Below are 13,642 nucleotides of genomic sequence, written 5' to 3'. Positions count from 1 at the left end.
CGGCTAGCAGGCGCGCCTGCCCGAAGCGTCGGGCTTGAGGACCCGACGCACTCTCCTTTAGGTGAGCTTGCGGGAAGGGATGTCGACGGCCCTGAGCAGCGACAACCTGGAACCAGGGCAGCGGCTCGACCGGCACTGGATCGTGGTGACCGCCCTGCGCGGGCAGGGCGTGATCGGCGAACGGCGCGTGGCCGAGGCGCTGAAGGCCTACCGGCTCGGGTGAGGGCGCTGGCGACTGGCGCGCGCATTGCCGATGGCGCGCTCCAGCGCCAAGGCCACGGTGTCGCGCTGCGCCTCGTCGAACTCGCTCAGGAACAGTTCGTCGACCGCCTGCTTGTAGACACCCCACATCCGCGCGCGCAGGGTCCGGCCTGTGTCGGTGATGCGCGCGATGGCACCACGCCCGTCGTCGGTGGCCTTTTCCCGCGTCACCAGACCGTCCTTTTCCAGACGGTCGACCAGCCGGGTGAGGTTGTAGCGCTCGATGGCCATCACATCGGCCAGTTCGTGCATGCGCCGGCTGCCTTCCGGGCCGCTTTCGATGCCCCACAGTGCGTCGTACCAGGCGTAGGGCGGCAGTTTGTCCTCGGCCAGACGGCGTTCGATCTCGCGGATCAGGCAACGGTGTGCGCGGATGAAGTTGTACCAGAGGTCAGGCGAGGGGGGCATGCGGTCTCCGAAATGCCGAGCGTTCATTGCAGTTGCAATCATAACGCAGATAAGGATAGATTCAATTGCAAGTGCAACTAAGGGCGAGCCGCACAACGATTCGCCGCTGCCAGACAAGGAGAGTGACCGATGGCGCAGAGCTACCCGCTTCGCGATGAAGACCCCCAGGAAACCCGCGAATGGATCGACTCGATCGCATCGGTGGTGGAAGTCGAGGGACGGCCAAGGGCCCACTTCCTCATCGACCAGCTGCTCGATTTCGACGTCTCCCTGCACGGCGATTTCCACGGGCGGGTCACCACCCCCTACATCAACAGCATCGCGCCCGAGCGTGAGCTGCCGTACCCCGGCGACCTGGGCGTGGAAACCCGTCTGAACGCCTACATCCGCTGGAACGCCCTGACCATGGTGTTGCGCGCCGGCAAGCACTCGGGCGTCGGCGGCCACATCGCCACCTATGCCTCGGCCGCCGTGCTTTACGACGTCGGTTTCGATCACTTCTTCCGTGGACGCACCGAGCAGTTCGCGGGCGACATGGTGTACATCCAGGGCCACTCCGCCCCAGGCATCTACGGGCGCGCCTACACCGAAGGCCGCTTGAGCGAGGAGCAACTGGACAACTTCCGCCGCGAGACGGACCGCGACGGCATCTCGTCCTACCCGCATCCGCGCCTGATGCCGGACTTCTGGCAGTTCCCTACCGTTTCCATGGGCCTGGGGCCGATCACCGCCGCCTACCAGGCGCGCTTCATGCGCTACCTGGAAAACCGCGGCCTCAAGGAGCACCAGGGCCGCAAGGTCTGGGCCTTCCTCGGCGATGGCGAGATGGACCAGCCCGAGTCGCTGGCGGCAATCTCCCTGGCCGGGCGCGAGAAGCTCGACAACCTGATCTTCGTGGTCAACTGCAACCTGCAGCGCCTGGACGGTCCGGTGCGTGGCAACGGCAAGGTCATTCAGGAGTTCGAAAGCCTGTACCGGGCCGCCGGCTGGAACGTGATCAAGGTGATCTGGGGCAGTGGCTGGGATGCACTGCTGGCCAAGGACAAGACCGGACTGCTGCGCCAGCGCATGATGGAGTGCGTCGACGGCGAGTACCAGACCTACAAGTCGCAGAACGGTGCTTACGTCCGCGAGCAGTTCTTCGGTAAGTACCCTGAGCTGCTGGAGCTGGTCAGCGACCTCAGCGACGAACAGATCTGGAAGCTCGCCCGTGGCGGTCACGACCCGGTCAAGGTGTACAACGCCTACGCCGCCGCCGTCCGTCACACGGGCCGCCCTACGGTGATCCTGGCCAAGACCGTCAAGGGCTTCGGCATGGGCGAGGCGGGCGAAGGGCAGAACATCAACCATCAGCTCAAGAAGATGGGCGCCGACGCGGTCAAGGCGTTCCGCGACCGTTTCGGCCTGGAGCTGACCGACGACCAACTGGGCGACATGCCCTACCTGCGGCCCAAGGACGACAGCGCCGAGGCCCGCTACCTGCGCAGCCGCCGTGACGCCCTGGGTGGGCACGTGCCCGCGCGCCAGGCCAAGGTCGAGCCGCTGCAGATCCCGCCGCTGTCGATCCTCGACGCGCAGCTCAAAGGCACCGGGGAGCGCGAGATCTCCACCACCATGGCCTTCGTGCGTATCCTTGGCACCCTGCTCAAGGACCCGAACATCGGCAAGCGGGTGGTGCCCATCGTCCCGGACGAATCACGGACTTTCGGCATGGAAGGCCTGTTCCGCCAGATCGGCATCCACTCCCACGTCGGGCAGCTGTACACGCCCCAGGACGCTGGCACCCTGTCCTACTACAAGGAAAGCGTGGACGGCCAGATCATGCAGGAAGGCCTCAACGAATCCGGCGCCACCTCGTCGTGGATCGCTGCGAGCACGTCGTACGTCAACCACGGCGTGATGACCCTGCCGTTCTACATCTTCTATTCGATGTTCGGCTTCCAGCGCGTGGGCGACCTGCTCTGGGCGGCCGGCGATGCCCGGGCCCGCGGCTTCCTGCTGGGTGCCACCTCGGGCCGTACCACGCTGATGGGCGAAGGCCTGCAGCATGACGATGGCCACAGCCACGTGATGTCGGCGACCGTGCCGTGCTGCGTGTCCTACGACCCGACCTACGCCTACGAGCTGGCGGTGATCGTGCAGGACGGCATGCGCCGCATGTACGTCGAGCAGGAAGACATCTACTACTACATCACCGTGCTCAACGAGAACTACGTCCACCCGGCAATGCCCGAAGGCAGCGAGCAGGGCATTCTCAAAGGGCTGTACCGACTGCCCATCGAGCGCGAAGCGAAGGGTGCGCTGCACGTGCAACTGATGGGCAGCGGTTCGATCCTGCCGGAGGTGATCGCCGCGGCCGAGATCCTCGAGCGCGAGTACGGGGTCAGCAGCGAGCTGTGGAGCGCGACCAGCCTCACCGAGGTACGTCGCGAGGCGCAGCAGGTCGAGCGCTGGAACCTGCTGCACCCGCTGGACGAGCCGAAGGTACCGTACCTGACCCAACTGCTCGACGGGCACCCAGGGCCGGTGATCGTGGCGACCGACTACATGAAGATCCACGCCGACCAGATCCGGCCGTGGGTGGGCAACCACCGGTTCGTGGCGCTGGGGACCGACGGCTTCGGGCAGTCGGACACCCGCGAGGCGCTTCGGCGGCACTTCGAAGTGGATCGGCAGTTCGTGGTGCTGGCGGCCTTGAAGGCCCTGGCCGACGACGGTGCCATTGGCCGCGAGGTCGTGGCCAAGGCACTGGCCGACCTGCAGATCGACGTGGACAAGGTCGACCCGATCACGGTCTGAGCGCACGGGCATGGCCGGACGGCAGGCCGTTTGGTCGTGTCAGCTGACGTGCAAACCCACGTACGGTCGGTCCGGCAGGAGAGGACGCACGCCCAGCGTGGGTGATTCACTGTCGTCTTCTGTGCTGATCCAGGCTTTAGCGTGTTGACGGATTGATGGGCCCCGCGGGCCCAATCGCGGCACTGGGGCCGCTCAGTTTGGGTCGCATCGCCGATCTGTCAGCTCGATGGGGTCCCCCTGTAGCGGCCCTGTGCCGCGATTGGGACCGAAGGGTCAGGCCTTTCAACGTCTTTGGAAAGAGCCTCAGGATAGGCTCATTTATTGCGCTCCTAGATTTACCAGCATGAGACAGGCACGCGCAGCCCTCCTGTGGGAGCGGGCTTGCCCGCGATAGCGTCCGGTCTATCACCGCCTGCATCGCGGGCAAGCCCGCTCCCACACAGAGGGTGAACCGCTCTGCCAGATCAGCAATGCGGTTCACATCGTGTTAGGTAAAGACGTTGAAAGGCCTGGACCGAAGGGCCCATAAAACCAGCCACTCCGGCAGGTCAGGGGAAACCTGCAGCCAAACCGCCCGGTCCCCCTTTACACCCTCGCGACCAACCTTTGTCGCATGCATCCAGGCCGGCCCTGCTTTATGCTGTCCCCAGCGCGACCCGCCCACCCGATCGAAAGGATGCTCGACATGAATCACACCCCCCGCACGCCGTACCTGTTCGCCGGTCTGCCGCTGACCATTCTGGGCATGACCTTTGCGGCCATCGGCGCCGCTGGTCAACCGGCGTTCCTGTACACCGCCTGCGGTCTGCTGGTCCCCGGCGCCGTGCTGCTGGTCTGCGGGTGGCGTGCGTGGCGGCGTGCCCGCTGAGGCCTAGGGGGCAACCCCACACGCCAGTTCGCGCGGTGCCGAGCGCCCTGCGTAGGCGAACCCCATGCTCAGCAGGCCCAGCGCCGCCATTCCGACGCCTACCCACAGCGGTGCGCGCAGGCCGAACCCGGCGCTGATCGCCGCACCGCCCGCCCAGCTGCCGAAGGCCAGCCCGGCCGTGATCACCGAGGTGTGCAAGGTATTGACCAGCGCCACCGGTTCGGCTGCGGTCATCACCCGGGCCACCATTGCCGGGTTCAATGCCACCCCGGTCAACCCCAGGGCCAGGAAGCAGCCGACGTTCAACCACACATGGCCCTCGGCCAAGGCGAAACCCGCCAGCGCCAGTACCATCAGCATCAACCCGCCGGTCAACAGCGCACGCAGGTGGCGGTCGGCGTGACGCCCCACCACGGCATTGCCGATGACGTTGGCCACGCCGTACAGCGCCAGCAGTGGCGCGATGTGTTCGGGTGCGATGCCGACCTCCTCGATGAAGATCGGCGTGCAGTAGCTGAAGGCGGCGAAGGTCGCGCCGATGATCAGGCCGCTGGTCAGGTAGGCCGCCCACAATCCGCGGTTGCGCACGGTCGACAACTGGCGGCGCAGCCCCGCATCGCCGTGGGCATCCTCGTGCGGCAGGCGGGTGGCGGCGAGCAGCGTGCAGGCCAGGGCCAGGCCGACCACCAGCCAGGAGCTGGCACGCCAGCCGGCATGCTGGGAGACCCAGGCGGTCAGCGGCACGCCGATCACCGGTGACAGCATCAGCCCTGCCAGGACGATGGCTACCGCTCGACCCCGGTATGCAGGGGTGACCAGGCCCGCGCACAGCGTCATGCACAAGCCGATGCAGGCGGCGCTCGACACGCCCATGACGATCCGCGCCAGCGCCAGCACTTCATAGGATGACGCGGCTGCAGCCAGGGCGCCCGCGGCCACGTACACGCCCAGCAGCCCCACCAGCGCCCGCTTGTTGCTGACGCCCTTGGCCAACAGCAGCACCGTGACCGGCGGCCCGCCCAGCGCCATGCCGACCGCGTAGTAGGCGATCAGGTTGCCGATCTGCGCCAGGCTGACGGAGAACGCCTGGGCCAGGGCGGGCATCATGCCGGCGACCATGAATTCAGCGGTCACCAGCGAGAAGATGGTCAACCCCAGCAGGTAGACCGTGTAGGGAATGGGCTTGCGGACAGACATGAGACGCTCGACTGCGAAAAGGCCGCTCACCCTAAGCAGAGTTGATCGCGTGGTCAAATCCGTGCGACCTCTGGCCGCCTCGCGCCGACGTCGGGTGAGAGGACGACGATGCCGGCACTCGGCACACTCACACGATCTGTTTATGATGTGCCCCGAGTCATCACGCTGCCCAAGGTGTCAGAGCTTTCCTACACTTACACGGCGGTCGATACCCCAGACCGGCACGATCAGGCAATCGACGGGAAGGGCGCAATTCCCTGACGTCCTTTCGCGCAACGACTATCGAGACCTTTCATGGACCGAGACATTGCTCAGGCCCTTCCTACAGCCGACGCGGTAGCGGCGCAGGCGCCGGGATTCCCCCACGATGCGGTGGAACGGCTGCAACTGGCGCTGGACGCCGGTGCGATCATCGGCACCTGGGTGTGGGACATCCCGGACAACTGCGTCAAGGCCGACGAACGCTTCTCGCGCACCTTCGGCCTGCCGGTGCGCCAATGCCTGAGCGGCATGCCGATCGAACATGCCTTCGTCTCCATACACCCCGATGACCGCGAGCGGGTCTCCGACAGCATCCACCAGACCATGCAGCGCGGCGGTGCCTACCGCTGCGAGTACCGGGTACGGCATGCCGATGGCTCGTTCCGCTGGGTGGAGGCCAATGGCCGGGTGGAGCTCGATGCCGACGGGGTGGCGATACGCTTCCCCGGCATTCTCATGGACATCGAATCGCGCCGCGCCGCCGAGGCCGAGCGTGACCGCATGTCCACGCTGCTGCGCACCTTCGCGGCGGCCGTGCCCGGTGTGGTCTATGCCAAGGACCGCGAGGGGCGCATGCTGGTGGCCAACCACGGCACCACGCGCCTGATCGGCAAGCCGCCGGAGTTCTACCTGGGCAAGACCGACCTGGAGTTTCTCGAGGACAAGGCGCAGGCCCTGCGCATCATGGAGACCGACCAGCGCATCATGCAGGCCGGCAAGGCCGAGCAGGTCGAGGAGCAGGTCGACATGCCCGATGGGTCGGCGGCCGTCTGGCTCTCGGTCAAGGCTCCGCTGGTCGATGACGAGGGCGAGGTGGTCGGGCTGATCGGCTCGTCCATCGACGTGACCGCCAAGAAGAATGCCGAAACCGCCTTGCTCGACCTCAACCGGACCCTCGAGGCACGCATCGCCGAGGCCATCGCCGAGCGCGAAGCGGTCGAGGCTGCCCTGCGTCAGTCGCAGAAGATGGAAGCCGTCGGGCAGTTGACCGGCGGCATCGCGCACGACTTCAACAACCTGCTGGCCGGCATCACCGGCAGCCTCGACCTGATCGGCCTGCGCTTCGCCCAGGGCAGCACCGCCGATCTCGAACGCTACCTGTCCGTGGCCCGGGGCGCAGCCCAGCGTGCAGCGGCGCTGACCCACCGGCTGCTGGCGTTTTCCAGGCGCCAGACGCTGCTGCCGGTGCCCACCGATGTCAACGCCCTGGTGGTCGGCATCGAAGAGCTGATCCGTCGTTCGGTCGGGCCCGGCATCACCCTGACGGTCCAGGCACGGGCCGAGGCCAACATCTGCCTGGTCGACCCGGCGCAAGTGGAAAATGCCCTGCTCAACCTGTGCATCAACTCCCGCGATGCCCTGGGCGAAGGCGGTGACATCCTCATCGAGACCTTCGACAGCGAATTGGCTGCGGGCCCTGACCTGGATACCGAGCTGAGTCCCGGGCGCTTCCTGACCATTCGCGTCGTCGACAATGGCGCAGGCATGAGTCCGCAGACGCTGGCCCGGGCGTGCGAGCCCTTCTTCACCACCAAGCCGGTGGGCGCCGGCACCGGGCTTGGGTTGTCGATGATCTATGGGTTCGCCAAACAGTCCGGCGGGCAGGTACGGATCTGCTCGCAGGAAGGCGAGGGCACCCAGGTGTCGTTGCAGTTGCCCGTGCATGCGCTGCAGCCCAAGGTGCCTGAACCGGTGCCTGAAGGCGCGGGCAGCACGCCGGTTGCCTCGGGCGAGGTGGTGCTGGTGGTGGATGACGAGACGTCGGTACGCATGTTCGTCAGTGAGGTGTTGGGTGGCCTGGGGTACCGGGTGATCGAGGCGGCGGACAGCGTCGCTGGGCTGGAGTGGCTGCGTTCGGTGCAGCGCATCGACCTGCTGGTCACCGACATCGGCCTGCCGGGCGGGATGAACGGCCGCCGCCTGGCGCAGGTCGGCCGTGAGCTACGGCCCGGTCTGCCGGTGCTGTTCATGACCGGTTACGCCCACCCCCACGTGCTCGACCCGTGTGCGGACGAGGTCGCCACGGCGGTACTGACCAAGCCGTTCGGGCTGGACACGCTGGGGGCGAACGTCAATGCGTTGCTGCGTGGCAGCGGTGGCTAGGTGGTGCGGGGCCGGGGAGGGGGGCGGCCTCATGCGGTGAGTAGTCCTCCATGCCCTCATGGCGGGAGGGATCTGTGGGCCTTTCAACGTCTTTACCTAACACGCTGTGGCCCCCATTGCTGACCTGACAGAGCGGTTCACCCCCGGTGTGGGAGCGGGCTTGCCCGCGATTCAGGCGGTGATGGAGCGGACGCTATCGCGGGCAAGCCCGCTCCCACAGGTCCGTGATCGCTTGTACCGCTGCGGTCACTCAGGCTTCACAAAACCGGATCCGGTTGCCGAACGGGTCATGCACTTCCAGCAGCCTGCCCCACGGCTGCTCGACGATCTCGGGCCGTCCGTAGCCATACCCCTTGGCCTGCAGCTCGTCGCGCAGGCGCTCGACCTGATGCATCCACACGAATACCGTCGAACCTGGGCTGGCATCGCCATGGTGTTCGGACAGGTGCAGGTGCAACCCGGCGCGTACCAGCCCCAGGTACAAGGGCAGACCCGGTTCGAAACGGTGCTCGAAGTCGACGCTGAACCCCAGGAACCCTAAGTAGAATTCCCGCGCCTTGGCCTCGTCGAACATGCGCAGAATCGGTATCGGGCGTTCGAAGCGAATCGAGGTGGGATCAGGCTCGGCAGGCAGTACGGCGGCGGCCGTGTTCCAGTCCTTGTAGCCCAGTTGCCGGGCGACCAGCTCCAGGGCGGTGGAGTGCGACAGCGCGTGCTCACGCGTCGCGAGCGAGGTGCGCAGGGACTTGGCCATCTGTTTGGCGCGTGTGGCGGTGATCATGGTGCCTCCTGAACAGTGAAGCGTCAGGTGCTCGCGTTGCCGGGGCTCGACTGTCAAAAAGACGTGCAAAGGGCAGGGGGGACGATGCTTTCACCTTCCAGCGAGGGGCGAGCGGCGGGCAGCATCGGGCCGGCGACAGGGTACCCGTTTTCAGGCGGCTGGCCTATCGGGCAAGCCGCATCTGGCGCGTATCGGCTCTACTGACCGACCACGCGCACGGCCTGCAAGGCCCGCTCGCGGGACAGCGGCACGAGCACGCCGGCCGCTCGGCCGATCTTGGTGTAGAGAAAATGGCGGTCCGTGTCGGCGCGCACGATCCGGTAGACCTCCGCCGTCTGGTCGGTACTGGGCAGGGTGACCTTGTCCACCAGCAGCGCCCAGTGCTGGACGCCCTGCGCGCTCAGCGCTGCCGCGAATTCATCGTCCAGCTGACGACGCGAGCGCGCACGCTGATACGAAATGAGCTTCAACAGCCCCAGGAATACCACAATGACGAGGGTAAAATTCACGATCTGTTGCCACATGCCTGTGTCGTCCTTGTCAGGTCCATCGCCGGTGCGACGGGTCCGGCAGCTTACAAATCGACGACCAGGTGTTCAACCCACGGGCGGATGCCGCTTCACCATTCGATCGGCTGACCGTCCCAGGCCCAGAAACTGCCACTGTCGGCGGCCCCATGGCATGCCACCTGTTCGAGCAGGCAACGCGCGGCGAACGCCGGGTCGAACAGCCGCTCGGTCGGCACGTTCTTCTGGAACGGTTCGGAAAGCTGTGTATCGGTCGTCCCGGGGTGCAGCGCCAGCACCGTCGAGGCCGGGTTGAGGCGGCGCAGCTCGATGCTGGCGGTGCGCAGCAACTGGTTGAGCGCGGCCTTGCTGGCGCGGTAGCTGTACCACCCGCCCAGGCGGTTGTCGGAGATGGAGCCGACCCGGGCCGACAGGGCGACGAAAGTCGCCGGCTGCTTGCGCAGCAGGGGCAGCAGGTGTTTGAGCAGCAGCACCGGCGCGAAGGTGTTGGTCGCGAAACTCGCCTGGAGGCTGGCCAGGTCCACATGCGCCAGACTCTTTTCGGCCCGTGCGCCGTCCTGGTGCAGGATGCCCAAGGTACTGATCACCAGGTTCAAGGGTGTGCCCTGGCTCCCCACATGTGCAGCCAGTTCGGCGAGCGACGATTCCTGACGTGCATCGCAGTCCAGCCGATCGAGGCGCTGGCCGTGACGTTCGCTCAGCGCCGCCAGCCCTGGACTTTGCGTGGCGGTGCGCGCCACGGCCCACACGCAGGCCACATCGTCGCGGGCCAGCAAGGCGTCGCACAGCGCCAGCCCGATGCCCTGGCTCGCCCCGCAGATCAGTGCGTGGGCGGGGGTGGACAGCTCGGGTATCAGGCTCATGGGGTCACCTCGTTCGGTCGCTGTGCGTGTGACTGGCCGTGCCAGGGGAATGTTCAGCCGGAGAAGAGACGCCAGCGCCGGGCCCTGCGCATTTCTTTTGCCTGACAATGGCGGTAGCCTCATGCCCACGTCTCCCACCCCGTGCCCGGTCGTGACCCGCATGCCCACCCCCTTGCCTGCCTTGCCCTCGCTCAACACGCTGCGGGTCTTCGACGCCGTGGCACAACACGGCAATTTTCGGCTGGCCGCCGAGGCGCTGGGCGTGACCCAGGCGGCGGTCGCCCAGCAGGTTCGTGGGCTCGAAGCGCACCTGGGCATTCGTCTGTTCGATCGTCTGGCGCGTGGCGTAGCGCTCACGACCGCCGGGCACGGTTACAGCACCAGCGTGCGCGAAGCGCTGAGCCTGATCGAGGCAGCAACCCAGCGGCTCTACCCGGATGCCGGGCGCATCACCGTCAGCGTCACCCCCAGCTTCGCTTCGCGCTGGCTGATTCCCCGGCTCGGCCTGTTCGCCGAACGGCATCCGCGCATCGACCTGAACGTGCTGGCCAGCGACCGGCTGGCGCAGTTCCAGGCCGACCGGGTGGACCTGGCCGTGCGCCATGGACGACCTCCGTTCGGTGCCGGACTCAATGCCCAATTGCTGTTCGAGCCACGCGTCATCGCCGTGGCCAGCCCTCGGCTGCTGAACGAGCACGGCGTATTGACGGCACCGTGGGCAGGTGAGGTGGCGATCCTGCACGATGCCCACGACCTGTGGCCAACGCTGCTCGCCGCCGTCGGCCCGGGGATCGTCCGGCCCACCGCGCGTCATGTGCGCTTCAATCAGACGTCCCTGGCGATCGAGGCTGCCCTCGACGGGCAGGGCATCGCGCTGGTCGACCGCGCTTTCATCGTCCGTGACCTGGCCAATGGTCGGCTGGTCCAGGTGCTCGATCACGTCGTGCGTCCTGACGCCGCGTTCTATGCCGTGTGGCCACGCAAGGCCGGCCAGTCGAGCGTCTTGCCGGCCGTCATCGACTGGTTGAGGCAGCAGGCAGCCGATAGCTGAGCTACTGGCTCGACGGCCGAGTGCTGTCTGCCTCGCAGGCGGGCTGCTCGCTAGAGTGGTCGCTCACGCACTTCTCACGCGATCGGAGGCAACATGACAGGCGAAAAGGTAGCGATCATCACCGCCGGCGGCAGCGGCATGGGTGCAGCAGCGGCGCAACGGCTGGCCGCCGACGGTTTCAAGGTCGGCATTCTGTCGTCCTCGGGCAAGGGCGAGGCCCTGGCCAAGGCCTTGGGCGGCGTTGGCGTCACCGGCAGCAACCAGTCCGTCGAAGACCTCCAGCGTCTGGTGGACGCGGTCATGGCCCGCTGGGGACGGGTGGATGTGCTGGTCAACAGCGCCGGTCACGGGCCGCGGGCCCCGATCCTCGAGCTCAGCGATGCCGACTGGCACGCCGGTCTGGACACCTACCTGCTCAACGTCGTGCGTCCGACCCGTCTGGTGGCGCCGTTCATGCAGGCGCAAGGCGGCGGGGCGATCATCAACATTTCCAGCGCCTGGACCTTCGAGCCCAATGCGCTGTTTCCTACCTCAGGCGTCTTCCGCGCCGGGCTGGCGGCCTTCACCAAGCTGTTCGCCGACACCTACGCCGCCGACAACGTGCGCATCAACAACGTGCTGCCTGGCTGGATCGACAGCCTGCCCGCCACCGAGGAACGCCGGGCTAGCGTGCCGCTGCAGCGCTACGGGCGCAGTGAGGAGGTGGCCGCGACCATCGCCTTCCTGGCCAGTGACGGCGCGGCGTACATCACGGGGCAGAACCTCAGGGTCGACGGAGGAGTGACTCGGAGCGTGTGAGCGGCATGACCTGCGCGGGTGATGGAAGCGCCAGGATCGATTGACAGGCCGTCGGCCGCCAGCGACCCTTGCCACTTGCCACTTGCCACTTGCCACTTGCCACTTGCCACTTGCCACTTGCCACTTGCCACTTGCCACTTGCCACTTGCCTGGAACGGACATCCCCATGCTGACCCTGCACCAATGCCTCGGTTTTCTCCTCGCCGCCCTCCTGATCACCGCCACTCCCGGGCCGGACAACCTGATGGTCCTGGGCATGGGCGTGTCGAAAGGGCGCCGGCAGGGCATCGCCTTCGGCCTGGGCTGCGCCTTCGGCTGCCTGAGCCATACCCTGCTGGCCGTGATCGGTGTCAGCGCGCTGATCGCCGCATCACCTACAGCGTTCACCGTGCTCAAGATCGTCGGCGGGTTGTACCTGGTCTGGCTGGGCTACAACGCCTGGCGCAGTGCCGGGGCGGTGCAGGTGGCCACGGTGCAGGACGAGGAGGTCTCGCTGGGGCGGTTGTTCCTCAAGGGCTGCCTGGCCAATGCGATCAACCCGAAGGTGGTGCTGTTCTTCCTGTCGTTCCTGCCGCAGTTCGTGGTCGCCGAGCAGGGTCAGGTGGCGTGGCAGCTGGGCGCGCTGGGGCTGATCTTCACGCTGCAGGCGGCAGTGCTGTTCGGGGTGCTGGGGTATTTTTCCGGCGCCATCGGGCAATGGCTGCGACGCCGGCCAGGGGCGGGCAAGGTGCTCGACCGGGTGGCAGGGACGGTGTTCGTCGGGTTGGGCGTGAAGATCATGCTCGGGCGGTGAAGTGGTGGGCTGAGCTTCTCGGGCCAACGGATGACGGCTGGCGGCGCTGATGCTACGGGCCTTGCAGGCCCGATCGCGGCACTGGGGCCGCTCACATGGGGCCGTAGTGCTGAGCTGGAAGTAGGGCGCGGTCCATCTGAGCGGCCCCTGTGCCGCGATCGGGCCCAACGGGCCCGTAAAAGCAGCCCACTGGCCGCCAGCGCCGAACGACGTCAGCCCCGCACCCTACCGCCTTTCAATCCAGCGCTGCGCCTTCAGTCCTCCACCACCAACGTTCCGATGCCGTCCAGGATCGTGCGCAACGTCAGCGCCACCTCCTGCCAGTCCTCGCCCTGCGTGCTGTGCAGGATCTCCAGCGTGGTCTGCCCGTTGAGCGCATCGCGGTCACCCTCGGCCACCTCGATCAGCAGCCGCTCACGCCCCAGCGTCACCGTCAACGCGTCGAGGGTGGAGAAATCCTCGCCCAAGGTCAGGTCGAGCGTGTCTTCGTCCGGGTAACGCGTCATCAGGAACAGCTGCCCACCGGTGCACGAGCAGCACAGGGTGGCCATGTTCTCTTCTTCTTCATCGCACGGGGTGGCGATCAGCAGGGCGGCGTTGAGTTGCATGCAGTCAGCTTCCATTGAGTCGAAGCGTGATTCTGCCAGCCTTTTGTCCCGGCCTGCACCTGCGCCTGCCGAGCGATGACCGAATATGTCGCAGCCCTGCAAGCCGCAGTGACCGGTCAGTCGTTAAGCTGCATGGTCGATGGTCACCCGTAAAGGCACAGCCCTGGGCAGTCGCTTTTACAGATGGCCATCCTCGGGAACGGATGGGCGCCGAGCACCGTCTCACGCCTTGTTCCACCGCCAACGTACCGGTTCCAGACTTCGGTCGGGCTGGACCAGGCGGGCAGCGCGATGCTTCCTACACCAAAAAGCACAAGCGGAGTA

The 13,642-nt window shown here is 66.6% G+C and carries 13 protein-coding genes; 7 read left to right on the top strand and 6 right to left on the bottom strand.

Going from position 1 to position 13,642, the window contains the following annotated elements:
- Nucleotides 1-79 precede the first annotated feature (79 nt).
- Entirely contained in the window at nt 80-223 is a 144-nt protein-coding gene (locus G7007_RS09990) for a hypothetical protein (protein ID WP_181101336.1), read from the top strand.
- On the opposite strand, the gene G7007_RS09985 is transcribed toward G7007_RS09990, so the two are convergent.
- On the bottom strand, nt 208-669 hold the full coding sequence (locus tag G7007_RS09985; RefSeq protein WP_060394289.1) for a MarR family winged helix-turn-helix transcriptional regulator: 462 nt from the start codon (nt 667-669) through the stop codon (nt 208-210). The genes G7007_RS09990 and G7007_RS09985 overlap by 16 nt on opposite strands.
- A gap of 129 nt (nt 670-798) precedes the next feature.
- On the opposite strand from G7007_RS09985, the gene aceE reads away from it, so the two are divergent.
- Nucleotides 799-3,468: a pyruvate dehydrogenase (acetyl-transferring), homodimeric type gene (gene aceE, locus G7007_RS09980; protein ID WP_181101334.1), complete on the top strand. Its 2,670-nt coding sequence runs from the start codon at nt 799-801 to the stop codon at nt 3,466-3,468.
- Nucleotides 3,469-4,153: 685 nt separating this feature from the next.
- A complete protein-coding gene (locus G7007_RS09975; protein ID WP_181101332.1) occupies nt 4,154-4,336 on the top strand; it encodes a hypothetical protein in 183 nt (60 codons plus the stop codon).
- 3 nt (nt 4,337-4,339) lie between these two features.
- Here G7007_RS09975 and G7007_RS09970 read toward each other — a convergent pair whose 3' ends face one another.
- Nucleotides 4,340-5,533 (bottom strand): MFS transporter, encoded by a 1,194-nt coding sequence (locus tag G7007_RS09970; protein WP_181101330.1) that lies wholly within the window; start codon nt 5,531-5,533, stop codon nt 4,340-4,342.
- 294 nt (nt 5,534-5,827) lie between these two features.
- Here G7007_RS09970 and G7007_RS09965 point away from each other — a divergent pair, with 294 nt between their 5' ends.
- Nucleotides 5,828-7,897: a hybrid sensor histidine kinase/response regulator gene (locus tag G7007_RS09965; protein WP_181101328.1), complete on the top strand. Its 2,070-nt coding sequence runs from the start codon at nt 5,828-5,830 to the stop codon at nt 7,895-7,897.
- Nucleotides 7,898-8,147: 250 nt separating this feature from the next.
- On the opposite strand, the gene G7007_RS09960 is transcribed toward G7007_RS09965, so the two are convergent.
- From G7007_RS09960 to G7007_RS09950, 3 genes are all read right to left on the bottom strand, one after another.
- On the bottom strand, nt 8,148-8,678 hold the full coding sequence (locus G7007_RS09960) for a glyoxalase superfamily protein (protein WP_181101326.1): 531 nt from the start codon (nt 8,676-8,678) through the stop codon (nt 8,148-8,150).
- 197 nt (nt 8,679-8,875) lie between these two features.
- Nucleotides 8,876-9,202: a hypothetical protein gene (locus G7007_RS09955; protein WP_181101324.1), complete on the bottom strand. Its 327-nt coding sequence runs from the start codon at nt 9,200-9,202 to the stop codon at nt 8,876-8,878.
- A 95-nt stretch (nt 9,203-9,297) separates the two neighbouring features.
- Nucleotides 9,298-10,068, bottom strand: a complete 771-nt coding sequence (locus G7007_RS09950; protein WP_181101323.1) for an SDR family NAD(P)-dependent oxidoreductase — start codon at nt 10,066-10,068, stop codon at nt 9,298-9,300.
- A 160-nt stretch (nt 10,069-10,228) separates the two neighbouring features.
- Here G7007_RS09950 and G7007_RS09945 point away from each other — a divergent pair, with 160 nt between their 5' ends.
- The 3 genes from G7007_RS09945 to G7007_RS09935 all read left to right on the top strand — a co-directional run bounded on the left by G7007_RS09945 (nt 10,229) and on the right by G7007_RS09935 (nt 12,710).
- Nucleotides 10,229-11,119, top strand: a complete 891-nt coding sequence (locus G7007_RS09945; RefSeq protein WP_181101370.1) for a LysR substrate-binding domain-containing protein — start codon at nt 10,229-10,231, stop codon at nt 11,117-11,119.
- Between the two features lie 93 nt (nt 11,120-11,212).
- The gene (locus G7007_RS09940; RefSeq protein WP_181101321.1) at nt 11,213-11,917 is read left to right on the top strand and encodes an SDR family oxidoreductase; all 705 of its coding nucleotides are present in this window, start codon (nt 11,213-11,215) and stop codon (nt 11,915-11,917) included.
- Nucleotides 11,918-12,083: 166 nt separating this feature from the next.
- On the top strand, nt 12,084-12,710 hold the full coding sequence (locus G7007_RS09935; protein ID WP_181101319.1) for a LysE family translocator: 627 nt from the start codon (nt 12,084-12,086) through the stop codon (nt 12,708-12,710).
- A 254-nt stretch (nt 12,711-12,964) separates the two neighbouring features.
- Here the strand turns inward: G7007_RS09935 and G7007_RS09930 are convergent, their stop codons facing one another.
- Nucleotides 12,965-13,318 carry a hypothetical protein gene (locus G7007_RS09930; RefSeq protein WP_181101317.1) on the bottom strand — a complete coding sequence of 118 codons (354 nt, stop codon included), beginning with the start codon at nt 13,316-13,318 and terminating at the stop codon, nt 12,965-12,967.
- Between the last annotated feature and the right edge of the window lie 324 nt (nt 13,319-13,642).

The sequence above is a fragment of the Pseudomonas entomophila genome (assembly GCF_013523125.1).
Taxonomy (GTDB): Bacteria; Pseudomonadota; Gammaproteobacteria; order Pseudomonadales; family Pseudomonadaceae; genus Aquipseudomonas; species Aquipseudomonas entomophila_B.
This window is presented reverse-complemented; position numbering and strand designations above follow the sequence as displayed.